This is a genomic window from Kitasatospora sp. NPDC001159 (assembly GCF_053598235.1).
Genome location: NZ_JBSFJV010000117.1, coordinates 1 through 20,794 on the forward strand (window position 1 = coordinate 1; position 20,794 = coordinate 20,794).

Annotated in this window: 17 protein-coding genes and 5 pseudogenes; 11 read left to right on the forward strand and 11 right to left on the reverse strand. The window is 71.0% G+C overall.

Features of this window, described 5'->3' with window-relative positions; all coding sequences use genetic code 11:
- Window positions 1-215: 215 nt before the first annotated feature.
- From ACWC9T_RS35705 to ACWC9T_RS35730, 6 genes and pseudogenes are all read right to left on the reverse strand, one after another.
- Window positions 216-1,088 carry a sulfite exporter TauE/SafE family protein gene (locus tag ACWC9T_RS35705; RefSeq protein WP_449825212.1) on the reverse strand — a complete coding sequence of 291 codons (873 nt, stop codon included), beginning with the start codon at window positions 1,086-1,088 and terminating at the stop codon, window positions 216-218.
- The gene (locus ACWC9T_RS35710; RefSeq protein WP_449825213.1) at window positions 1,085-1,669 is read right to left on the reverse strand and encodes a rhodanese-like domain-containing protein; all 585 of its coding nucleotides are present in this window, start codon (window positions 1,667-1,669) and stop codon (window positions 1,085-1,087) included. Before ACWC9T_RS35710 ends, ACWC9T_RS35705 begins: the two co-directional genes overlap by 4 nt.
- 230 nt (window positions 1,670-1,899) lie before the next feature.
- Window positions 1,900-3,285: an MBL fold metallo-hydrolase gene (locus ACWC9T_RS35715; RefSeq protein ID WP_449825214.1), complete on the reverse strand. Its 1,386-nt coding sequence runs from the start codon at window positions 3,283-3,285 to the stop codon at window positions 1,900-1,902.
- A 150-nt stretch (window positions 3,286-3,435) separates the two neighbouring features.
- Window positions 3,436-3,756, reverse strand: a complete 321-nt coding sequence (locus tag ACWC9T_RS35720) for a rhodanese-like domain-containing protein (protein WP_449825215.1) — start codon at window positions 3,754-3,756, stop codon at window positions 3,436-3,438.
- A 793-nt stretch (window positions 3,757-4,549) separates the two neighbouring features.
- On the reverse strand, window positions 4,550-4,867 hold the full coding sequence (locus ACWC9T_RS35725; protein WP_449825216.1) for a WhiB family transcriptional regulator: 318 nt from the start codon (window positions 4,865-4,867) through the stop codon (window positions 4,550-4,552).
- Between the two features lie 435 nt (window positions 4,868-5,302).
- Window positions 5,303-5,478: pseudogene (locus tag ACWC9T_RS35730) on the reverse strand (Tn3 family transposase); the annotation flags it as partial.
- Window positions 5,479-5,535: 57 nt separating this feature from the next.
- Here ACWC9T_RS35730 and ACWC9T_RS35735 point away from each other — a divergent pair.
- Both ACWC9T_RS35735 and ACWC9T_RS35740 read left to right on the forward strand, forming a co-directional pair.
- Complete coding sequence (locus ACWC9T_RS35735; RefSeq protein ID WP_449825217.1) at window positions 5,536-6,690, forward strand: PP2C family protein-serine/threonine phosphatase; 1,155 nt, start codon at window positions 5,536-5,538, stop codon at window positions 6,688-6,690.
- A gap of 379 nt (window positions 6,691-7,069) precedes the next feature.
- Window positions 7,070-7,168 (forward strand): annotated as a pseudogene (locus ACWC9T_RS35740) (serine hydrolase); the annotation flags it as partial.
- A 79-nt stretch (window positions 7,169-7,247) separates the two neighbouring features.
- Here ACWC9T_RS35740 and ACWC9T_RS35745 read toward each other — a convergent pair.
- Window positions 7,248-8,333: an NlpC/P60 family protein gene (locus tag ACWC9T_RS35745; RefSeq protein WP_449825218.1), complete on the reverse strand. Its 1,086-nt coding sequence runs from the start codon at window positions 8,331-8,333 to the stop codon at window positions 7,248-7,250.
- 31 nt (window positions 8,334-8,364) lie between these two features.
- Between ACWC9T_RS35745 and ACWC9T_RS35750 the strand changes: the two are divergent.
- Window positions 8,365-8,501: pseudogene (locus tag ACWC9T_RS35750) on the forward strand (RNA polymerase subunit sigma-24); the annotation flags it as partial.
- A 300-nt stretch (window positions 8,502-8,801) separates the two neighbouring features.
- On the opposite strand, the gene ACWC9T_RS35755 reads toward ACWC9T_RS35750, so the two are convergent.
- Window positions 8,802-9,164: a peptidoglycan-binding domain-containing protein gene (locus ACWC9T_RS35755; RefSeq protein WP_449825219.1), complete on the reverse strand. Its 363-nt coding sequence runs from the start codon at window positions 9,162-9,164 to the stop codon at window positions 8,802-8,804.
- 465 nt (window positions 9,165-9,629) lie between these two features.
- Here ACWC9T_RS35755 and ACWC9T_RS35760 point away from each other — a divergent pair, with 465 nt between their 5' ends.
- Both ACWC9T_RS35760 and ACWC9T_RS35765 read left to right on the forward strand, forming a co-directional pair.
- Entirely contained in the window at window positions 9,630-10,703 is a 1,074-nt protein-coding gene (locus tag ACWC9T_RS35760; protein WP_449825220.1) for a helix-turn-helix domain-containing protein, read from the forward strand.
- 1,475 nt (window positions 10,704-12,178) lie between these two features.
- Window positions 12,179-12,565 (forward strand): hypothetical protein, encoded by a 387-nt coding sequence (locus ACWC9T_RS35765; RefSeq protein ID WP_449825221.1) that lies wholly within the window; start codon window positions 12,179-12,181, stop codon window positions 12,563-12,565.
- 75 nt (window positions 12,566-12,640) lie between these two features.
- Here the strand turns inward: ACWC9T_RS35765 and ACWC9T_RS35770 are convergent, their stop codons facing one another.
- Complete coding sequence (locus tag ACWC9T_RS35770) at window positions 12,641-13,522, reverse strand: helix-turn-helix transcriptional regulator (protein ID WP_449825222.1); 882 nt, start codon at window positions 13,520-13,522, stop codon at window positions 12,641-12,643.
- Window positions 13,523-13,676: 154 nt separating this feature from the next.
- Between ACWC9T_RS35770 and ACWC9T_RS35775 the strand changes: the two genes are divergently transcribed.
- On the forward strand, window positions 13,677-14,399 hold the full coding sequence (locus tag ACWC9T_RS35775; RefSeq protein ID WP_449825223.1) for an SDR family oxidoreductase: 723 nt from the start codon (window positions 13,677-13,679) through the stop codon (window positions 14,397-14,399).
- A gap of 270 nt (window positions 14,400-14,669) precedes the next feature.
- Here the strand turns inward: ACWC9T_RS35775 and ACWC9T_RS35780 are convergent, their stop codons facing one another.
- A complete protein-coding gene (locus ACWC9T_RS35780) occupies window positions 14,670-15,593 on the reverse strand; it encodes an alpha/beta fold hydrolase (protein WP_449825224.1) in 924 nt (307 codons plus the stop codon).
- On the opposite strand from ACWC9T_RS35780, the gene ACWC9T_RS35785 reads away from it, so the two are divergent.
- Window positions 15,577-16,020, forward strand: a complete 444-nt coding sequence (locus ACWC9T_RS35785) for a MarR family winged helix-turn-helix transcriptional regulator (protein ID WP_449825225.1) — start codon at window positions 15,577-15,579, stop codon at window positions 16,018-16,020. The two genes, ACWC9T_RS35780 and ACWC9T_RS35785, sit on opposite strands and share 17 nt — an antisense overlap.
- A 19-nt stretch (window positions 16,021-16,039) precedes the next feature.
- A pseudogene (locus ACWC9T_RS35790) lies at window positions 16,040-16,530 on the forward strand (transposase); the annotation flags it as partial.
- A gap of 92 nt (window positions 16,531-16,622) precedes the next feature.
- On the opposite strand, the pseudogene ACWC9T_RS35795 reads toward ACWC9T_RS35790, so the two are convergent.
- A pseudogene (locus ACWC9T_RS35795) lies at window positions 16,623-16,730 on the reverse strand (transposase); the annotation flags it as partial.
- 336 nt (window positions 16,731-17,066) lie between these two features.
- On the opposite strand from ACWC9T_RS35795, the gene ACWC9T_RS35800 reads away from it, so the two are divergent.
- From ACWC9T_RS35800 to ACWC9T_RS35810, 3 genes are all read left to right on the forward strand, one after another.
- Window positions 17,067-17,684 carry a hypothetical protein gene (locus ACWC9T_RS35800; RefSeq protein ID WP_449825226.1) on the forward strand — a complete coding sequence of 206 codons (618 nt, stop codon included), beginning with the start codon at window positions 17,067-17,069 and terminating at the stop codon, window positions 17,682-17,684.
- A gap of 643 nt (window positions 17,685-18,327) precedes the next feature.
- Window positions 18,328-19,188 (forward strand): CAP domain-containing protein, encoded by an 861-nt coding sequence (locus ACWC9T_RS35805; RefSeq protein ID WP_449825227.1) that lies wholly within the window; start codon window positions 18,328-18,330, stop codon window positions 19,186-19,188.
- A gap of 305 nt (window positions 19,189-19,493) precedes the next feature.
- On the forward strand, window positions 19,494-20,705 hold the full coding sequence (locus ACWC9T_RS35810; RefSeq protein WP_449825228.1) for a globin domain-containing protein: 1,212 nt from the start codon (window positions 19,494-19,496) through the stop codon (window positions 20,703-20,705).
- Window positions 20,706-20,794: the final 89 nt, after the last annotated feature.

Below are 20,794 nucleotides of genomic sequence, written 5' to 3' on the forward strand. Positions count from 1 at the left end.
GTGGGCACACGCCCTCACGGTCACGTTCTCGACGTTTCCGCAGCTCAAGCCCCGCTTCCGACCCTCCCGAATGCCCACCAACTGCGGAAGTCAGGAACGGCGGATCAACGGTGACCCACCTCGCGATCGTCTGATCCGTGGCGCCGACCTTCACCGGTTTCCTCCTGGCTCGTGCCGGCTGCTGATCAGGGTACCCCAGTGGGTATATGGCGTGGTCAGTGGCGGGTGGCGGGCTCTGGGGTCGGCGCCGTCGCCCTTTGTGCGGGTGGGTTTTCGGTGCGGTGTGCGCGCCTGCGCTGGAGCAGTGGCCAGGCCGCGATCGCGGGGACGGCGGTCAGGACGGCCGGGCCGGTCTGGCGGCCGAGGACGAACAGGCCCATGGCGACAACGAACCAGCCGAAGCCGGTGCGCAGGGTGTGCTGGGGGATGCGTCCGGCGTAGCGACCGCCGATGAGGCTGCCGAGGACGGCGGCGGCGGTGGCGGCGAGGGCCAGGTGCCAGTCGAGGTGGGCGCCGCAAATGTGTCCGGCCAGTCCGGCGATGGAGTTCATGGCGATGACCAGGAGCGAGGTGCCGATGGCGATGCCTATCGGCAGGCCGGCCAGCAAGGCCAGCGCGGGCACGATGAGGAAACCGCCGCCGGCGCCGAGGATGCCGGTGACCGCGCCCACGACGAGGCCCTGCAGGAGCAGGCGGTGGAGCGGGAGTTCGCGGTGCGCCTGCTGGGTGGTCTTGCGGGGGCCGCGGAGCATCGCGGCCGCGGTGGCGAGCATCATGAGCGCGAACGCGATCAGCAGCACGGTGTCGGGGATGTGTGCGGCCACTCGTGCGCCGGCGTAGGCGCCGACCATGCCCGCCAGGCCGAACAGTGTCCCGGTGCGCCAGCGCACCCGGCCCGCGCGGGCGTGGGAGATCAGGCCGGCGATGCTGGTGACACCAACAACGAACAGGGAGGTGGTGATGGCCTGCTTGGTGTCCTGGCCGGCCAGGTAGACCAGGATCGGGACGGTGAGCATGGATCCGCCGCCGCCCAGGATTCCGAGGAGGACTCCGATCAGCAGCGAGGCCGCGATGGCGAGAGCGATCACGGCCGGCTCCGGAGGGCGGCGATCACCGAGTTGACGTCGGTGCGCGGGCCGCGGTTGTAGGGGAGCTTGGCAAGCAGCATGCCCATCGCGCAGGTGTTGGTGAGGGCGGCGAAGGTGAGGCCGGCTCCGACGGCGGTGCCGATCAGGTGCAGGCCCGGGACCGCGAGGCCGGCCAGGCCGGAGACGAGCACGATCGAACCGGCGATCAGCCTCACCTGGCGTTCCAGTTCCCAGCGGGCCGCTCCGCGGGTGACCGGGCCGCCGGCCGCTTCCCAGGCGACCATGCCGCCCTGTAGGACGCGCAGGTTGGGCAGTCCGGCGTCGGCGAGGGCCTGCTCGGCCTGGGCGGCGCGGGCGCCGGAGCGGCAGATCAGGACGGTGTCCTCGTCGAGGTGGTGGAGCAGCTCGGCGCGGTGCTCGCGCAGGGTGTCCAGGGGCACGTTGTAGGCGCCGGGGATGTGGACGGTGTGGAACTCGCCGGGAGTACGCACGTCCAGCAGGCGCGGGCCGCTGCCGTCCTTGGTGAGTCCGCTCAGGGCGGCGGCGTCGATTCCGGCGGGGGTGCGGGTGGCGGTGGTCATGTCGTCTCCGGTGTCGGTTCTCCGGGCGGGCTGAATACCCACCCGGGTATATGTCGGGGTGTGGTTGGGCGCGGGTGTCCGGCGGGGCGGTGGGGGTGCTCGCGTCGGACACCGTTGGTTCGGGGGCCAGGACCCGACTTGGGGCCGCGACCTGGATTGGGGGCCGGGGCCGGCGCGGAGGGCTGATGACGGTCGGCCTCCGCGCCGGGTCCCGGTGTCTGGGGGGTCGGTCAGACGCTGGTGGGTTCGGTGAGCAGTGCCCAGGCGCCGTAGCCGCCGAGGATGTCGGAGACGTCCTCGAAGCCGTGGTGGCGCAGCAGGCTGGCGGCGATGGAGGAGCGGTGGCCGCCGGCGCAGTGCAGGACCAGGGGGCGGCCGGTGGGGATCTCGTCCAGGCGGTGGGGCAGTTCGCCCAGCGCGATGTGCAGCGAGCCGTCGATGTGGCCGCCCGCGCGTTCGGAGCAGTTGCGGACGTCCAGGACCACCGGGGGCTGGTCGCCGGCCAGGGCGGTGCGCAGTTGGTCGGCGGTCAGGCGGCTGGCCGGGGTGACCTGGTCGGGCATGGCGGCGAGGGCGTCGTCGGGGCCCAGCAGGTAGCCGGCCACGTGGTCGAAGCCGATGCGGGCGAGGCGGGTGGTGATCTCCTCCTCGCGGTTCTGCGGGACGATGGCCAGGATGCGGCTGTCGGGGGGCAGGACGGTGCCGGCCTGTTCGGCGAAGCGGCCGTCGGCGGGGATGTTGATCGCGCCGCGCACGTGGCCGGTGCCGAACTCCTGCGGGCTGCGGGCATCCACCACCACCGCACCGGCCGCGCGCTCGGCGCAAAACTCCTCCGCCGACAGCGGGCGGGGCGCGGCGGTGGGGTCGAACAGGTCGCGTTCCTGGCGGTTGAGGGTGGCGTCGTAGGCGAAGTAGCCGGGTGCGGTGGGCTGTCCGGCGGTGACGACGGTGACGAACTCGTCCTCGCTCATGGGCCGGCAGGCGTAGTTGGTGGCGCGCTGGGCGCCGATGGTGGACTGCTTCTCGGTGGAGAGGTTCTTGCCGCAGGCCGAGCCCGCTCCGTGGGCGGGGAAGACCCGCACCTCGTCGGGCAGGCCCATCAGCCTTTGCTGGACACTGTGGTAGAGCATCCGGCCGAGTTCCTCGGCGGTGACGCCGGCCGAGGCGAGCAGGTCGGGGCGGCCGACGTCGCCGATGAACAGCGCGTCTCCGGTCAGCACTCCGTAGGGGACCTCGTCGGCGGCGTGTTCGAAGACCAGGACGCTGATCGACTCCGGGGTGTGACCGGGGGTCTCCATGATCTGCAGGGTCACCTCGCCGAGATTGATCCGCTCGCCGTCGGCGAGGTGGCGGATCGGGTACTCGGTCTCGGCCCGCTGCCCGTATCCGATCCAGGCGCCGGTGCGGGCGGCCATCTCCAGATGGCCGGCGATGAAGTCGGCGTGGAAGTGGGTGTTGATGACAGCCTCGACGGTGAAACCGTGCGCCTGGGCGTCGGCCACGTACTCGCCGATGTCCCGGCGCGGGTCGACGACCACCGCCTTGCCGGTCGACTCGTCGGCGATCATGTACGACGCCTGGGAGAGGCAGTCGAGGTAGTACTGGGCGAAGAACACAGGAACAGCCTTCCGATCAGGGATCCACACAGGGCCGATATACCCGGTGGGGTATGAAAGCAGGTAGGGCGAGGTTGCGGCCGGTCGACGACAGGCCACGGCTTCAGGCGAACCGAGGGACGAAGGCGCGCCGGGCGGCGCACAGGCGGGTCAGTGTGAACGCGGGCCGGTGACCACATGGGTCCGCCCGGCCCGGGCCCGGCCGCGGGTGCCGCCGACGACCGAGCCCGCGCCGATGCCGCGGGCACACATCCAGCCGGCGGCGACCAGGCCGCGGTCGCCGCTCGCGCAGATCACGCACACCGGCCGGTCCGCCGGGACATCGAGCCGGGCCGGCGGCTCCGCGAGCGGGACGGGCACCGCGCCGGGCACGTGCCCCACCCGGTACTCCTCCGGCTCACGCACGCCCGGAACGAAGCCGCCCGCGGCCCGGGCCGCAGCGAAGGCGTCGAGATCGATCTCACGGGTCACGCCAGTCCTCCATATACCCCCAGAGGTATCTTGGCTTCGAACGTAACTCGCTCGCAGCGCGACTGTCAAATACCCACCGGGGTATCCGGGCGAAAGTGCCACGGGTGATCGAGGCCCTCGCGGCACTTCACAAGTCCGGCGAAGCACCGCTGGGAACAGCCGTGAGGCCCAGGTCGCACCGGGTGCGGCAGCGGCCGCAGATGGCATCCGGACGAGGACCCAGGCACCGAGATCAACAGGTCGAAGGAGACAAGGCGACCACGACACCGGCCGACACGGCCCACGTCACCACGATGTCCGGCAACGTGTCACCGCGATCAACCCGTCCGGCTTCCCGTGAACACACCTCAACGGCAGCCGAACTCACCGACAAGCAACTCGACCAGCTCGCCACGCTCAGGCCCGACCTGCGCCGACCCGGCCGGGCCCGGCGCCCTCCGAGAAACACTCCAGGCCATCCCTGCCCGCCCGCACCCGCCGCACTGGAGAACGGCAGCAGCAAGGCCCCGCGAAGGCGACAGGCCCCCGCGGAAGGCGGCAGAGCCCCACGAAGGCGACAAGGCCCCGCGAAGGCGGCCCGACGGCCTTTCCGGGGGCCGCCGCGCCCCAGCCCGCCCAGCCCCACCGCGAGCGGCTGGCACCAGCCGAAACGCGGCTACCGAACCGGTCCTGCGTCCACCCGGAGGGCGGAACTTCACGCCGATCACCCCCTACAGGATCCAACAGCGATCAGCACACACACCCCGTCCCAGCTGACCGGGTCCGGCTTCTGCCTGGACCGCGCGGCGTGCTGTCATCCCGTTCGAGTCAACTCCGTGCGGCCGTCGGCAGCCTGACGCTCGTACTCAGCCCGAGCCTGCTCCAGCAGTCCGCGCCACGACATCACGGTGGGGCGCCGACGCAACAGCGCACGGCGTTCCCGGTCCGTCATGCCACCCCAGACGCCGTGTTCGATGCGAGAGTCCAGCGCTTCCGCCAGACACTCCGTCAACACCGGACACCCGGCGCATACCGCCTTGGCCCGGTTCTGCGCCGCCCCCTCGACGAACAGTTCGTCCGGATCCGCCGTACGGCATGATCCGTGCAGCATCCAGTCCGTGTTGCTCCCCACGCTGTCCCCTCCCCGAGGACCCGATCGGCACCGGCCGGCTTTCGGTCGGTTCGTTGACAGTACGCGGACCGTCCGAGGCCGGAAGCCATCCATCACTCGATCGAGTGATTCTTTGGCCACTGAGCGTACTCCTCCCGCCCGGGCACCGAGCACGGCAGCTCGACATCGCCCCCCATGGTCAGAGAGTGCGCTGTACGGGCGAAGCGACGTGCCCGGTCTCCGCGCCCTGGACGGTGACGACCAGCCTTCGGCCTGGAGCTCACGTACGGCGCGCTGGACGGTCCCGCTGGCGGCGGAGAATCGGGCAATGAGGCCGCGCACGGCTGGCAGGGCCTGGTCGTTGCCAGGGCCTGGTCGTTGCCGCGGACCCTCGTGCGGAACAACTCGCGGTAGTCGGCGGACTGCCCGGCCACCCGCGCCGGGGCCATGGTGGCGCACGTGCACGAGCCGGGACCGGCTCAGCGCCCCACAACCCGGGTTCACCACGGGCGTCAGGACGATGTTGCACGCCTCCGACACCAGCAGCCGACCACCGAGGTGGTCAGGTCCTTCATTCGATTCGTGTCGTCCCCCAGGTGCGCGAAGGCGTCCAGGAAGCCGGTGCAGGCGCTTGGCGGAGTCTGGTCCCCTAGGAGGCCACCAGGGCGTCTGCGAGGCAGGCTGAATGTATGGTGTCGTTCTTCCGCTCACCCTCTCGACCAGGAGCGGGCGGTCAAAGCAGGGGCCTGCTCGCACTGGCGCAGTGCGTGCCGTTCGTCATCGCGCTGGCCGTGCTGATCATCGAGCTCACCCCTGCCCACTTCATCTATACCGGCCCCTTTCTCACTGCGGTGCCGGCGCTGGCGGCGGTAACGATGGACCCCAAGCGCACCGCCCTGGCGGTGGCTCTCGCACTGGCGGTGAGCGTGACCACGGCCACCTACAACCAGGCATGGGGAACCCTGCAGGTCTATACCAACTTCCTCGCTCTGGCTCTGGTCTCCGTAGCCGGTTTCAGCACAAGTAGCGTCGTACGTGCCTACAGGAGGAGCGAGTTCGACCAAATCCGCCGGATCGCCGTGTGCGCGCAGGAGGTCATTCTGCGACCAGTCCCCGAGCGCCTGGGCCCGGTGCGGGCGGCCAGCCTGTGCCTCGCGGCCGGGACCGGGGCGCAGGTCGGCGGTGATCTGTACGAGGCCGTGCAGACGCGGTACGGCGTCCGGATGATCGTGGGGGACGTCCGCGGCAAGGGGCTCAATGCCATGCGCGCGGTCGCGGTGGCGCTGGGCGCGTTCCGGGTGGTCGTGCACTATGAGGACGACCTCGTGGGGGTCATGAATCACTGCGCGGCGGCGCTGCGCCGGGAGGCCGCCGTGCCGGGCGCCTTCCCCGAAGAAACCCTGATGGAGGGATTCACCACCGCGCTCATCGCCCAGGTGCCGAACGACGAACCCGTAGTGCAGCTGGTCAACCACGGCCATCCGCCCCCGCTGGTACTCCACGAGGGCCGAACTCAGGCTTTGATGCCCACCTCGCCGCGTCCACCCCTGGGCCTGGAGGACCTGGTCACCGGCCCTCCCGAGACGCCAGAGGGCTATCCGTTCACACCGGGCGACCGTCTACTTCTCTACACCGACGGCGTGAGCGAAGCCCGCGACCCTGGCAACGGCTTCTTCCCTCTGCCGGAGACCATGGAGTCGATCAGCTTCAACACCACCCCTCAGGAGTTCCTTGAACAACTGCACCAGGCATTGATCCGCCACACCGAAGGCCATTTGGCGGACGATGTAACGATGATCCTTGTTGACCGGCTCGACGGAGGGGCCGCCATGTCGGTCATCTGAAACCTTGGCCCGTCATTGGGCAGCGTGTGGATCCTCACGGTGATGCCACGGAATCCTGTGCGAGGTCCGGGGCGTGAGTAGAACGTTGCGGTCGGCGGTGGCGCGGAGAGCGCTTCTCGGCGGGCCGCGGGCCCGGTCGGCCTCAGCTCCAGTCGGGCGCCGGGGCTGGCACCCGTGGACCTGGGCCCGGCGCGCTGGTCAGGCGGGCGTCTGGGCGGCGAGGCCGCCTGGGCGCAGGCGGCGCCTGCCACTGGACACACCCGGGGTCGGCGTCGTAGCGGCCGCCCCGGTACCGAGTGGGCTCGCGAACCGGCGGCCGGCCGCGGGATCCGGCAACGGCACCCTCAGCAGTCGACGGGCGGACGGATCAGCACCCGCCGTTCCCGTCGGGGACAGCGGCGCCGGCTACGGGCTGGGGCTCATCAGCAGGCCACTGTCGTGCGGCGGCGTCTACTGGGGCCACGGCGGCGACAATGCCTGCGCGAACAGCCCCCGGGCGGATGGTGTCGGGCGTCGCGCGGGTGACGGCTGCCGTCACCGGCGCGACGCCCGAACGGTCAGGCCGTGACGTGGTACCAGTAGCCGCCGGTGTGCAGGGTGACGTAGTGGACGTTGGTGCCCGTGTCCTTGGCCTCGTACATCATGTCCGCGCCGGTGGTGGGGTCGGTGCCGGCGTAGAGCACGACATGCACGGTGGTGTGCGGGTCCGTTCCGAAGTACTCGACGTCGCCGGGCTGGCGCTGAGACTCCGCGATGGAGGTGAGGTGGCTGTCCCGGGTCTGCTGGTTGGTGTCGCCGCCGTTGGCGAGGTCGATGCCGGCGCCGAACCAGTAGGCCGCGCGGACCAGGCCCGAGCAGTCCAGGCCGACGGTAGTGTCGGCCGGGCAGGGCTGGGTCGATCCGTTGTAGCCGTCGCAGGTGCCGAGCGAGGGGCCCGGGCCCTCACCGCGCAGCGAGTGGCCGCCGCCCCACACGTAGGGGACGCCCAGGTAGGACTTCGCCGCGTTGAGGACCTTGGCGGGGTCGATGGCGCCGCTGGGCAGCGGGGTGGGGGTGCTGGTGTAGAGGGCGTTCTTGGTGCCCGCGCCGACGACCCCGTCGATGGTCAGGGCGTGCGAGGCCTGGAAGTTGCGCACGGCCGTGTCGGTGGCCGGCCCGAACTGCCCGTCCACGGTGAGGCGGCCCGCGCTGAACGTGTTCAGCATCGTCTGCAGGGTCGAGACGCACGCCCCGCTGGCACCGGTCTGCAGGTCACCGCACTGGGTGCGCAGATCGACGGTGCCGGAGGCAGCGGCCGCCGCCGCGTCGAGCGCCGACTTGGTGGCCGGACCCACGATGCCGTCGACGCTCAGGCCGTGCGAGGCCTGGAAGTTGCGCACGGCCGTGTCGGTGGCCGGCCCGAACTGCCCGTCCACGGCGATCTGGGCACCGGTCAGGTTCAGCTCCAGCTGGAGCTGGGTGACGCAGCCGTCGGCCTCACCCTGCTGGAGGTCGGCCGGGCAGGCCGAGGAGGTCAGGGGTATCGGGGTCGGCGCGGCCGCGGCGGGTGCGGCCGCGGCGGTGTACGCGCCGACGCCCGTCAGGACGGCCGCCAGGGCCAGGCCCAGCGACAACCGGCGCCGGGCGGGGAAGAGGGTACTCACAGAAGGTTCTCCAGATCCATGATGATGCGTCAGACAGGGCAGGGTGCTTCACCCCCCCTGGCGCTCGATGTGCTCGACGGACAGATCCAGACGATCCGTACCGCGATCAACCCCGACAAGCTGGGGCGTGTAAGCCCGTTTGCGGATGCCTGGGCGACCGATTACGAAGGCGGCCCGCGGATCTTCGTGCCGGTGTGGGACCGGCCACGGAGCCGATGCAGGGGCGGCTGTGCCAGAAAATGCCGTTCGTCGGCCTGCTCGCCGCGGCCTGAGCAGTGCGCCGGTGCGCACGAGCCGCACGGCGGCGGCGCCTCGCAACGCTACGAGGTGCTGCACCTCTCGGCGCCCAAACCGGCTGCCCTCCCGGTCGAGTGCCTGCGGACCCTGCTGTCACAACCCGTCACGCCCGGGTGGTGACGGAGGTGTGCCCGGCCCGCGAGATGCGGGCCGGGCACGTGTCATTACAGGTCAGCAGACGTAGTTCGGCGAGTATGCCCAGGAGTCGAGCGAGGCCCAGGTCTGCGGGCCGACGACCCCGTCCACGCCGTCGCCGGCACAGCCCTGGAAGGTCTTGACGGCGTTCAGCGTGTTCGGGCCGAAGGAGCCGTCGACGGTCAGCGGGGTGTGGCTGGCCGGGCTGAGCGAACGGTTCAGCTCGCACTGGAGCTGCTGGACCGCGACGGCGTTGCTGCTCCACTCCGACAGGGTGGGCTCGGAGTTGGTGTAGTTGCAGCCCGTCCCGGTCTGCGCCGAGGCGGTGGAGGCGGTGGCGACCGCCCCGCCGAGCGCGAGACCGAGCACGGCAACGCCGCTGATGATGCGCTTGAGCACGGTTGTTCCCCTCGTGAATGGCCGCACGCCGGAAGTCCGGCGTGCGGAACGTGACGCCCGGCCGGTTCGCCCGGCGGGGCGGATGTGACTCCCGGCGCCTGCTCCGCCCGGGTCACCGCGGTGCGATGGGCACCACGGTGGGGGTCGGAACGGGCGCGCCCGGGACCGCACGACTGTCGGTCACGACGACCGCGCCCACGGCAGAGCCGTTTTCAGAGGCGGACGGCATGATTCCCCTTCATCCTGTTCGGCGGCCCGCAAGTCGCTTCCGGCTGGGATGCCACCAATCTGCCCCCACGGCATCGGACGGTGGAAGAGAATGGCGGCAGGTGGGAAATCGTGGGACGTCCCAGGGCCTGACCTGCTGGGATGTCCCGAACCGAATCGGGGGTGTGCAAAGCCGTGTCGTCGAGGACACCGTTACCGCGCGGCCTGGAGCCTGAGACCCGGCTTCTCGTGGAGGGCATGAGGGAGCTGAAGGAGCGCAGCGGTCTGAGCCTGGTGGCGCTGGCGGGGCGGACGGCGTACAGCAAGTCGTCCTGGGAGCGCTACCTCAACGGCAAGAAGCTGCCGCCTCAACAGGCGGTGCGAGCGCTGTGCGCACTGGTCCTGGCGGACGCGGACCATCTGGACGAGCCGTGGCGGGCGGCGGCGCGGGCCTGGAACCGCCGTGACGGTGTCCTGGCCGATCCGGAGGATCCGTCCGAACCTTCAGGCGTGCGTCCGCAGGGCGCGAACAGGGCCGGTGAGCCGCAACCGCCGCCCGCGATTCCCGCTGAGCGGCAGGCGGGTGCGGGCCCGGTGGACCAGCCCGGGGCGCCCCCGGCTCGCTCGCGGCTGGGGCGACGTACCTGGATCGGCCTGGCGGGAGCCGTCCTGTCGCTCCTGCTGGGCGTGCTCTCACTGATCCTCCCTGGCTTTCCGGGCCGGGGACCGACCCCCGGCCGGGGCGCCGGGCAGTCCGCCGCGGACGGCGGGACCCTGCTATCGCCCGCCTGCCAACCGGTGGTGAACATGGGAGAGCACGACGGCTGCGTGCTGGAGGTGCAGAAGCTGCTGACCGCGACCGGCACCACGCTGAGCATCGACGGTGACTTCGGACCCGAGACCCTCCGCCGGGCGACGGCCTTCCAGGTGCTGGCCGGGCTGCCGGCCACCGGCGTGGTCGACCGGGCGACGGTCATGGCCCTGTACGCGCACAAGGCTTCGATGACCAGCTGGACGCCGGCCCAGGTCGAGCAGCGCATCCGCCAGGTCTTCACCACCGGGGCGGACGAGGCGGTGGCCGTCGCCCGCTGCCAGTCCGGACTCGATCCGCTCTATGTGCTGCCGAACCCGGACGGCTCACGGAATTGGGGTGTCTTCCAGATCGTGGACGGCCGGATTCATCAATTCGATGGCTCTTCGCGTCAGGCGCTCGACCCGGAATGGAACATTTCCACGGCGTACCGGCTCTATCTGCTCCATCCCGATTTCTCCGACTGGCCGTTCTGCGCACAGGCCTATACGGGCAGTCCGCCGGCGACCGCGAAGCACTGACCGAACGAAGAGCGCCGGGCCACGCGAACCGGGCCCGTGCCGCGGATGGAACGGGTGAACGCCCGGACGGTCCGACAGGTGACAGGACGACGGCACGGGGCGGTCAGGCACAGGAGACGGCGGATCGGGTCACGCTCGTACTCAAACGGCGGGACGCCTCCGGCCCCGAAGTCGGATGTGAGGACGGCGGCGCTGGCTTTGTTCATGTGAGGCCGGCGCCACCTGGACGGACAGCGGCGGACCGTTGGGCCTCAGCGCGGACGCTGCCCGGGGTCGCTACGGCAAGATCCCTCTGGTCCGGCCCCGCCCCCGGCCCGGATTGCGGCGGCGCCGAACCGCCACGCCTCGATGTCGCGGTAACGGATCGGCCCAGGGCCACGGCCGATGTGGCTGCCGACTCCCGGACTCCGTACGGCCCAGACGGACGAAGGCCGGCGCGTCCTGGATGACCAGGACGGACAGCACGGCGGCCAGAAAGGCCCAGGACACCCGTAGGCGACCGGGACGACCAGGAGGGTTGGGAGGGCGGAGGCGATGACGATGCGGGTTCGGCGGCTCCACGGTGCCGGGCACGGCTGAGCCACCGGGGTTGTAGAACAGCGAGCCGCGTCCGACAGTTCCGCACCCCGCTGGCAGACCGCTGGCAGCGGCTCAGGCGCCGCCCGGTAGCGAGGCAGGAGGAACGCCACCGCCAACATGGCCTGCTGGCTCACCGCCCCCGCAACGGCGCTCCTTCGCAGAACACGTCGAGCAGCCGCGCAGCGACCTCCAGATCCGCCCAGCGACCGCAAAGAGCGATGGGATGGGGCGGCGCTCCAACCACTCCGACAGGAGCGCCACTCACAGATGGGAGACCATCGTGATCGTGCGCATCATGCGCCGCCACTGGCTGGAGGAAGCCCGCAGGGCCGAGCAGCGCGGCAAGGTCGCCGACATCAGCCGACCCCGTCTCAAGTCCGTGCCCGTGCGGTGAACGCCAGCTGACCGCCGGCGAGGCCGGCCGGCGGTCGAGCAGGTGGCCAGGGCACACAGCAGCCTCCTGCGCCGGGTGCAGCGCGGGGAGGCTGCCGCCGGCCTCAGCACGGGAGGCTGTCAGACGGTCCTGTCACGCCCAGGCCACACACGGGGATCCAGCCCATCCCCGCACATCACACCACGCGACAGCGCCGCTCGCGACAGCAGGAACGCGACAGGCGGCGCGACAACCCGGCAGCCCGGCCGACCGCCGCCAGGAGAGGCAGCGATCCGCGCGCGCCCGCCACGGCACAGCAGGCCGCCGACACAGGCCGTCCGACGCCGGGCGCAGGGTGGTTCTCCGATCCGAACACCGGCCCTCCCACGGTATTTCTGACGTGGATTGATGAGATTGCACGGCTGCGATTCCACCCCCTTTTCCCGAATTCTCCGGTCGGCTATTTTCGGCGGTCCGGCCGGTTCAGTGGCAGGGCCGGGGCTCCGGCAGGTCTCGGCGAGTGGTGTGCACCCACAGTCACTGTCCGGCGGACGCCGCCGCCTGCCCGGTCCCGCGCGACGGTCGGGGCAAGTGGAGCAGCCGGTACTGGTACGCGGGCGGCTTCTGCTGGCAGGCGATGGTGTCCTGGGTGCTCGCGCTGCTGATCGGGCTCGCCTTCACCAAGTGCGACTGGTTCGCCGGCCCGCTCTCCGACAATCCCGTCGGCAGGTACGGGCTCGCCTGGGCGGCGACCATCGTGCTCTCCGGCGTGCACGGCCGTGCTCCCCGCACCTCGGGAGAACACCTCCGCCACCGCCGAACAGCCCGCCGGCCTCCAGGCGGAACGGACCGAACGGGTCACCGTCTGACCGCGCGACGCGAACCTCCGGACCGCCCGGGCGCCGGCTGAGCTGAGCCTGCGCCCGGGCGGTCCGTTCGGCACCTGGAGCGGGGAAAGCGACCAGGAGCTGGACGGATCCGACGACTACGCGCGATCACTGGCCAAACCGTGCGGGGCGGACCAGTCGGCGAGCAGGCGCAAGGCGTGGTCGGAGGGGCTGTCGGGTTCGGCGGTGTAGAGGTAGAGGACCTGGTCGGGGTCGTCGGGAAGGGCGAGGGACTCATAGGCGAGGGTAAGCTCACCGACGAGGGGGTGGCGGTAGAGCTTGATGCCGTGGGTGTACTGCAGGACATCGTGGTCGGCCCACCACTGGCGGAAGTCCTCGTCCCACACGGAGAGTTCGCCGACGAGTTCGTTCAGACGCGGATCGTGCGGGTGACGGCCGGCGTAGAGGCGCAGGGCGGCCGCGGTGCCGCGGGCGGCGGTCTCCCAGTCGGCGAGGAGGTCGTGGGCGGTGGGGTCGAGGAAGATGAAGCGGGCGAGGTTGCGGTCGCGGTGGGGCAGGGCGTCGAAGTCGGTGTAGAGGGCTTTCGCGAGGGGGTTGGCGGCGAGGACGTCCAGTCGGTGTCCGAGGATCATCGCCGGGGTGCCGGTCAGCGCGTCCAGGATCCGCAGCAGCCCGGGCCGTACCCGCTGAGGCGGCACGGGGCGTCGGCGGCCGGAGCCTGGCCTGGGTTTGGCCAGGTCGAACAGGTGGGCGCGCTCGGCGGGGTCGAGCCGAAGTGCGCGGGCCACTGCGTCCAGGACAGCGGTGGAGGCGTTCGGGGTGCGGCCGCGTTCCAGGCGTACGTAGTAGTCGACACTGACTCCGGCCAGTTGGGCAACCTCCTCGCGGCGCAGGCCGGGTACCCGCCGCCGGCCGGCCTGCGGGCCCAGGCCCGCCTCGTCGGGGCTGATCCGCGCCCTTCGGGAGCGCAGGAAGTCCCGCAGCTCCAGATTGGGTCCGCGCTCCACTGACGTGCTCATTCCTTCAGGCTAGGGCGGCGCATGGAGCCGCGGGCCACGTGAGAGGGGGTCTGCCGGACCCCCGGTGGCCCCGGGCCCCCGTACCGGCATGCGCGGGCCCGGGGCGGTGATCTCCTGGAATGCGACACCGCACGTCGCCTCGGAGGTTCCCCTCATGGCCAAGCCCCTGATCGTCATCACCGGAGCCAGCTCCGGCATCGGCGCCACCACCGCGCGCCTACTGTCCGCGCAGGGTCATCCGCTGCTGTTGCTCGCCCGCAGGCTGGAGAAGCTGGAGGAACTCGGCCTGCCGCACACGCTGTGCCGCATGGTGGACGTCACCGACCGCCGCGCGGTCGAGGAGGCCGTGCGCGAGGCGGAGGAGCGGTTCGGCCCGGCCGACGCGATCGTCAACAACGCGGGGGTGATGCTGCTGGGCCGCATCGCCGACCAGCCGGTCGACGAGTGGGACCGGATGATCGACCTCAATGTCAAGGGCGTGCTGTACGGCACCCGCGCGGTGCTGCCCGGCATGCTCGCCCGCGGGACCGGCACGGTCATCAACGTCAGCTCGATCGCGGGCCGCAAGACCTTCCCCAACCACGCCGCGTACGTCGCCACGAAGTTCGCCGTACACGCCCTGTCGGAGAACCTGCGTGAGGAGGTCGCCTCGACCGGTGTTCGGGTGGTGACCATCGCCCCGGGCGCGGTGGAGACGGAACTGCTCTCGCACACCAGCGACGAACGGATCAAGAGCGACTACGAGGCGTGGAAGGAGTCCGCGGGCGGCGCGCTGGCCCCGCAGGTCGTGGCCGAGGCCATCGCCTACGCCTACGGGCAGCCGCAGAACGTCACCATCCGCGAGATCGTCCTGGCCGCCACCGGCCAGGAGGCCTGACCCAGGCCGAACCGGACCGCCGGGGACGGGCGTGCTGCCCGTCGCGGCGCCCACCGGTCCTTGGCCGGCTCGCTGCGCTGCCGGCGCCCGGGGCCGGGCGGGTCAGCTGGCCTGGATGGCGGCGGCGTGGTGGGCGAGGGCCTCCTCGGCGGTCACCGGGATGAACGGTTCCAGGACGGTGACGTGGAAGCGCTTCAGTCGCGGGTGGCGCTCGCCGGTGTCGGTGCCGCCTGGCCGCCAAGCACGGCATGGCGGACGCCCTGCGGGCCCTCAGGCCTGGCCCTGCGCCTGGCGCTTGTCCACGTACTCGGTGATGATCGAGAAGAACCGCGCCGGCTCCTCGAACGGCAGGCCGTGGCCGCCTGGGACCTGGAGGTAGTCGGCCTGGTGGATGGCGGCGGCCAGTTCGCGTTGGTGGTGGGGCGGGATGATCTGATCGTCGGCGCTCGCCAGCACGAGTGTCGGCGCGGTGACCCGGCCCACCGCGTCACGCAGGTCGATTCGGGTATCGAGTTCTATCTGCCCGAGGACGCGCTCATCGAGCATGGCCGTGAAACCTGCGGCCATTTCAGCGAACTGCGCGCCGTCGAGGGCGTCCAGGAGACCGGGCCCCATCGCGGTGAGGATCAACTGGCGGGCCAGTAGGGCCGGGTCGGTAGACAGCAGGCGCGCCCACAGGTCGAACATGAACGCCTCGCGCGGGCTCGTCCTGACCCATCCCGCGTGCAGGACGAGCGAGGCCACGGCAGCAGGGTGGCGGGCGGCCACGGCCGTGGCGACGACGGAACCCACCGAGTGACCGACCAGGTGGAACCGTTCCAGCCCGACGGCCTGGGTAGTGGCGACGACCCGGTCGGCGAGTGCGTCCAGGTCGATCGGTGCGGGGTCGACGGGGGTGGCGCCGGCGCCGGGCAGGTTCAAGGCGACGACGGTGTAGCGGTCGCGCATCACGTCGATGAGGGCTCCCCAGTTCGAGGTCGCGTCAGCGCCGGTGCCGTGGATCAGGACCAGGCCCGGGCCGGACCCGGCGATGACGTGATCAAGCGGTTCACAGCTGGCCAAGGAGTGCCTCCATGAGTGAGTGGCCGAACAGCACATCCCAAGATAGCAGAGTTCTGCCATGTACCAGAGCTCTGCCATAGGCCAGGGTTCGAGCCGGTGGCGTACGATCACCCCCATGGAGATGCCGGTCACGGAACGCCTCGGGCTGCACATCAAGCGGGTGGAACAGGAGCTGATGGCGGCCAAGCACGCGGCGCTCCGGCCGCTCGGGCTCACGGTTCCGCAGTACGTCGCGCTGTACACGCTCGACGACCAGCCGGGGCTCTCCGCCGCCGCGCTCGCCCGCGCCTGCCTGGTCACCCCACAGACCATCGCCACCGTGCTCGCCAACCTGGAAGCGAAGGGGCTGGTCGTCCGCCAGCCGCATCCCTGGCATCGCAAGGTGGCCGAGGTGCGCCTGACCGACGAGGGACGCCGACTGCTCGCACGGGCCGACACCAAGGCCGTCGCCATCGAGCGGCGGATCGCCGACGGCTTCAGCCCCGAGGAACGCACTCTGCTGATCGACCTGCTGGCCCGCGCATCGAGTCAACTGACCGTCGCGCCACAGCAGGACTGACACCGGAGACAACTTTGACGGGGACGTCACCTGTCTCCCGATCGGTGACGGACAATTCCTCTACTTGGCAACGGCGTTGGACCTGCGTTCCAAGCGCCTGGCGGACTGGTCGATCGCAGATCACACGCGGACCGAGCCGGTGACGGACGCGCTCAAGGCGGCGGCCGTCGCCCGGGGCGGAAGCTTGGACGGCGCGATCTTCCACAGCGACAACGGGTCCCTGGGCAGTACCTGTCCAGGGAATTCGCCCACATCTGCCGGGAGTTGGGCGTCACCAGGAGTCACGGCGCGGTTGGCACGAGCGCGGAGAACGCCGCCGTCGAGGCGTTCAACGCCACGCTGAAACGGGAGAGCTTCCAAGGCGCGAAGCGGTGGCCCGGAGCCCGTGCCGCCCGCCTGGCGGTCTTCCGCTGGATCACCCGCTACAACACCCGCGGGAGGCACTCCGCGCTGACCTACCTCAGCCCGATCGAGTTCGAACAACGATCAGTTACGCTGGCACTCGCCGCAGAGCACTGGTGTCCACACCTCGGGGGGAGCCCCCCACTCCTGATCACTTACGTAATTGGAACGGTTCGCAACCACCGGTAGGTTGAAGCCGGGTCCAGCGGGCGGTTCTGCCACTCGGCCATCCCGTCGATCACCTTGTCGGTGCTGGTGGAGATGATCTGCTTGGACACGCTCGCACCGTAGGCCTCGGCCAGGTGGGCGGCCGAGTGAGTTCGTTGGCCGCGCATGGCTCTGTTGTCCGATGATCATCCCCTGCTCGCGCATCACAGCGAGGTCTGGACGACGATGCTGCGGATGCCGCCCCCGAAGTCGCCGCGTTCCCGGCGACGTCCGGTGGCGCCTGCGGGCGCAGCCGGGTGAACTCCTCATACTCCTCAAGCACCGGCATCCCCCGCGAGGGTGAGCCGTTCCGTGCCCAGGGCGGATGTGCCGCTCCGGCGCTCTCCGCGATCTTCGATTCAGCAAGGTGCACCCACGGGACCGGGCAGACGAAGAGACCGTCCGCGCCGACCGGGCGTCTGGACCAGGAGGACCCCATGACCGATCGCACATTTCTGGCACGGCTGCACGGCCGGACAGCGGCGGGAGTGCCCCGTTGGGCGGTGCGGGTCGCCTACGCGATCTCGCTGACCGTGCTGCCCGCCGGGCTCTGGCGGGTTCTGAGCGTCGACTTCCGGATCCCGCTGATGGAGGCCCCGAGCGACGGCCGCCCGCCGCCGGACTGGTTCGGCGGCGAGTGGTGGTACGTCATCGGGCTGAGCGCGGCCAGTGAGGCCCTGGCGTTCCTGGCGGTCGGTCTGGTGTGCGTGTGGGGCGAGGTGTGGCCCCGGTGGATCCCGTGGTTGCGCGGCCGCCGGGTGCCGATCCTCGCCGCGGTCATCCCGGCCGGCCTCGGCGCGACGTTCAACACCCTGCTCTGGCCGTACTCGATGACCATGATCAGTTTCGGTCGCAGGGTCGATGGCGGCATCAACCCCGGTGCCAACACCCATGGCTGGCAGGACGTCGTCTTCTACGGTGCGTACTGGCCGCTGGCCGCCTGGGGGCCGCTGCTCGGCATCCTCACCGTGCACTACTACCGCCGTCGCCGCGCTGCCGAGTCCGCCGGCGCGGAGGTCCCCCGGAAGACTGGGGTGGCGCCCAACGAGGCATGACGGCCTGTCTGCCATCCTGAGGCCGGGGAGGCCCGGATGGCCCGCCGCGCCGAGGAAGCCATGGTGGTCCGGTGCAAGCGATTCGCGTCGGCCCACCGGGCATCGATCTACACGCACCATCGAGGCCCGGACGAGATGAGAGGCCAACTTCCCTGAGAACGACAAGTTTCCGTGACACGGGACACTTGTCCCGCCCTGCGGTTGCCGGGCCGCTGTCCCGTCTCGATTAAGGCTGCGCGTTCTCACTGGATCTTGGTTGCCAGCAGCACCAGGTGACCCGTCTCGCTGATTCCTAATGCCGTTACCCACCCTGACCTGCTGATCAGCACCTCCCGCCCACCGGGGGATCCTCACGATCGACGTTGAGTACCTGCCAGGCGAGGCGGGTGAGGCCGAACTCGGCCGGCCGTCGCCTCGCCGCGTCCGCACCGGCCCCGCCGCCGGTCCGGCCCGAAGGTGGGAGCGGATGGGAGGGCATCCGGGTGGCGAAGATCACGATCTCCTCAGTAGGTGTTATCTCCGCCGGGCCTGCCGGTCTCCTGTGATGTCGGCGTAAGAGGCGTCGGCCGGTCGGGGTGGCGCGCGTGGTGTACGGCCCGCGTAGTCGCTCCGAGCGGCCAGGAGAACCCAGGGAGCCTGTTTCATGCAGTCTGTTCGTCCAAGGCAGATGATCGCCGCGGTCTTGGCCGCCGGTGTCATAGGCGCCGCGCTGAGCGCGTGCGGTCCGCAGAACGACGGGTCCGTCACGGACACGGCGGGTGCCGCCCCGGCGAAGGCGGCAGTGACCGGCGTCGACTCCTCGCCGTCCGCGGCCGTCTCCTCCCCGTCGGCGTCCGCCTCCGCGACCGGCCGGGAGACAACGCCGCCTCCGGCCCCGCCCGCACCGACCGCCCCGGCGGGCACCAAGGACCCCTCCAGCCCGGCCACGGCGAAGACCTCGACCCAACCCCCGGGCCAGAACCGGACCCAGGCCCAGACCCGGACTTCGACCGGGGCGCCGGCCAAGGCCCAGCCGAACGCGGACAGCGCGGCGTCGGGCGGGACCCCGGCGAACCCCGGTCGCACGACATCCGCCCCGGCCCCGGCGAACCCCGACACCACCGGGTCGGGCCGGACCGCGGGCAGCGCCGAGGCGCTCTCGTTGAAGCTGATAAACGAGGAGCGTGCCCGCAACGGTGTCCCGGCCCTCGTCGTCAAGGACGACCTGACGGAGTTCGCCGCCAACTGGGCCCGCCACATGCGCGAGACCGGGTTCGCCCACTCGGAGAACGCCTCCGGTGCCGGGCCCAGCCTCACCGGCAGCCGGACGCTGACCGGAGAGTGCATCGTGATGTGGGGTGACGCCTCGCTCACCGGGGAACAAGCCGCCGAGCAGTTCCAGAAGATGTGGACCGAATCCCCGGGACACCACGCCGCTCAGATCAACCCTCGCTACACACAGATCGGCGTCGGCCTCTACCACGACTCCAGCGGCTGGTGGGGCGTGCACGAGTTCGCAGGCTGACACGGGCTCAGCGGTGTCGGTCCTGGGCCGATCCGCCACAGCTCGCGGCCCGGGCAGGCGGAGGGCAGGCACCGCACGGTGCTCGGCGAACCGGAACGCGAGCTGCCCGCCCCGGCCGCCACGATGGACGCCGCCGCGACGGCCGGCCCCGGGCCCCGCCCTGCCCGTCCCCCGAATGGCCACGGGGGCGTGCCCCCGGGACCCGGTACAGGCAGCGTGGCCAAGGAGCCCGGGTGGGGCGGCGACCGCCTGGCACCCGCGTCCACAAACCACGCCCCACCGCTCGTTTCCCACAGGAGTGTCCCGTGCTTTCGGACAAATCCCGGCCCGTCATCACCGCCACGCTGCCAGTCGTCGCCGAGCACATCGGCGAGATCGCCAAGCGCTTCTACACCCACATGTTCAGCGAGCATCCCGAGCTCCTGGACGGCGTCTTCAACCGCGGCAACCAGGTTCACGGCCACCAGCAGCAGGCACTGGCCGGCTCGGTGGCCTCGTTCGCCACGACGCTGGTGGAGACGCCGGAACGGGTGCCGGAGCAGCTGCTCCGCCGGATCGCGCACAAGCACGCCTCGCTCGGGATCCGCCCCGACCAGTACGGCGTCGTGCACGACAACCTGATGTGGGCGATCGTCGACGTGCTGGGCGACGCGGTCACCCCGGAGGTCGCCGCGGCCTGGGACGAGGTCTACTGGCTGATGGCCAACGCCCTGATCAACCAGGAGCGCGGCCTGTACAGCGCCCGCGGCGTTCGGCCGGAGACGGTCTGGCGGGACTGGCAGGTGATCCGGAAGGTCAGGGAGACCGACGACGTGGTGACCTTCGTGGTCAAGCGGATCGACGACCGTCTGGTGAAGACCTCGCTGCCCGGCCAGTACGTCACCGTGCGGATGCGGATGCCCGACGGGAAGCTCCAGCCGCGCCAGTACAGCCTGACCCGGGCCGACGACGGGGAGCACCGCCAGTTCTCGGTCAAGCGGGTGCGCGGCGAGGGCGACGATCCCGATGGCGAGATGTCGACGCTGCTGCACGACTCGGTGAAGATCGGCGACACTCTGACGCTGTCGCTGCCCTACGGTGACGTGGTGCTGGACGACGCGGGGCGCCCGGTGGTGTTCGCCAGCGCGGGCATCGGGATCGCCCCGATGGCGGGCATGCTCTCGCACCTGGTCGCGGCCGAGTCCGGGTTGCCGGTCACCCTGCTCCACGCCGACGTCGACGACGCGTCATTCCCGCTGCGCCGCCAGGTGGTGGGCGACATCCTGGCCCTGAAGAACGCACGGATGTACCTGTGGTTCGAGAAGGGCGCGCAGAGCCATGAGCCGGTGGACGGGGTCTTCCACGGGCTGATGGACCCCACCGTGGTCGACCTGCCCGAGGACTCCCTGTACTACTTGTGCGGGCCGTTGCCGTTCATGCAGGCCGTGCGCAGCAGCCTGATCGACCGCGGGGTCGCCCCGCGTGACATCCAGTACGAGGTCTTCGGCCCCGACCTGTGGCAGGCCGACCTGGACTAGGAGCGTGGGTCAGTAACGAGCAAGCGGCTCCGCTCCCGTCACCGACGGATCGGTCGCGGCGGCCTCGGCGGGGCCTGTGTGGGGTTCGG

Bases quoted from the DNA above. Each gene is read 5' to 3' on its own strand.
- ACWC9T_RS35710 (WP_449825213.1), bottom strand. From the start codon at position 1,669: ATGACCACCGCCACCCGCACCCCCGCCGGAATCGACGCCGCCGCCCTG.
- ACWC9T_RS35760 (WP_449825220.1), top strand. From the start codon at position 9,630: ATGAGGGAGCTGAAGGAGCGCAGCGGTCTGAGCCTGGTGGCGCTGGCG.
- ACWC9T_RS35735 (WP_449825217.1), top strand. From the start codon at position 5,536: ATGGTGTCGTTCTTCCGCTCACCCTCTCGACCAGGAGCGGGCGGTCAA.
- ACWC9T_RS35785 (WP_449825225.1), top strand. From the start codon at position 15,577: ATGGAGATGCCGGTCACGGAACGCCTCGGGCTGCACATCAAGCGGGTG.
- ACWC9T_RS35805 (WP_449825227.1), top strand. From the start codon at position 18,328: ATGCAGTCTGTTCGTCCAAGGCAGATGATCGCCGCGGTCTTGGCCGCC.
- ACWC9T_RS35775 (WP_449825223.1), top strand. From the start codon at position 13,677: ATGGCCAAGCCCCTGATCGTCATCACCGGAGCCAGCTCCGGCATCGGC.
- ACWC9T_RS35800 (WP_449825226.1), top strand. From the start codon at position 17,067: ATGACCGATCGCACATTTCTGGCACGGCTGCACGGCCGGACAGCGGCG.
- ACWC9T_RS35770 (WP_449825222.1), bottom strand. From the start codon at position 13,522: ATGAGCACGTCAGTGGAGCGCGGACCCAATCTGGAGCTGCGGGACTTC.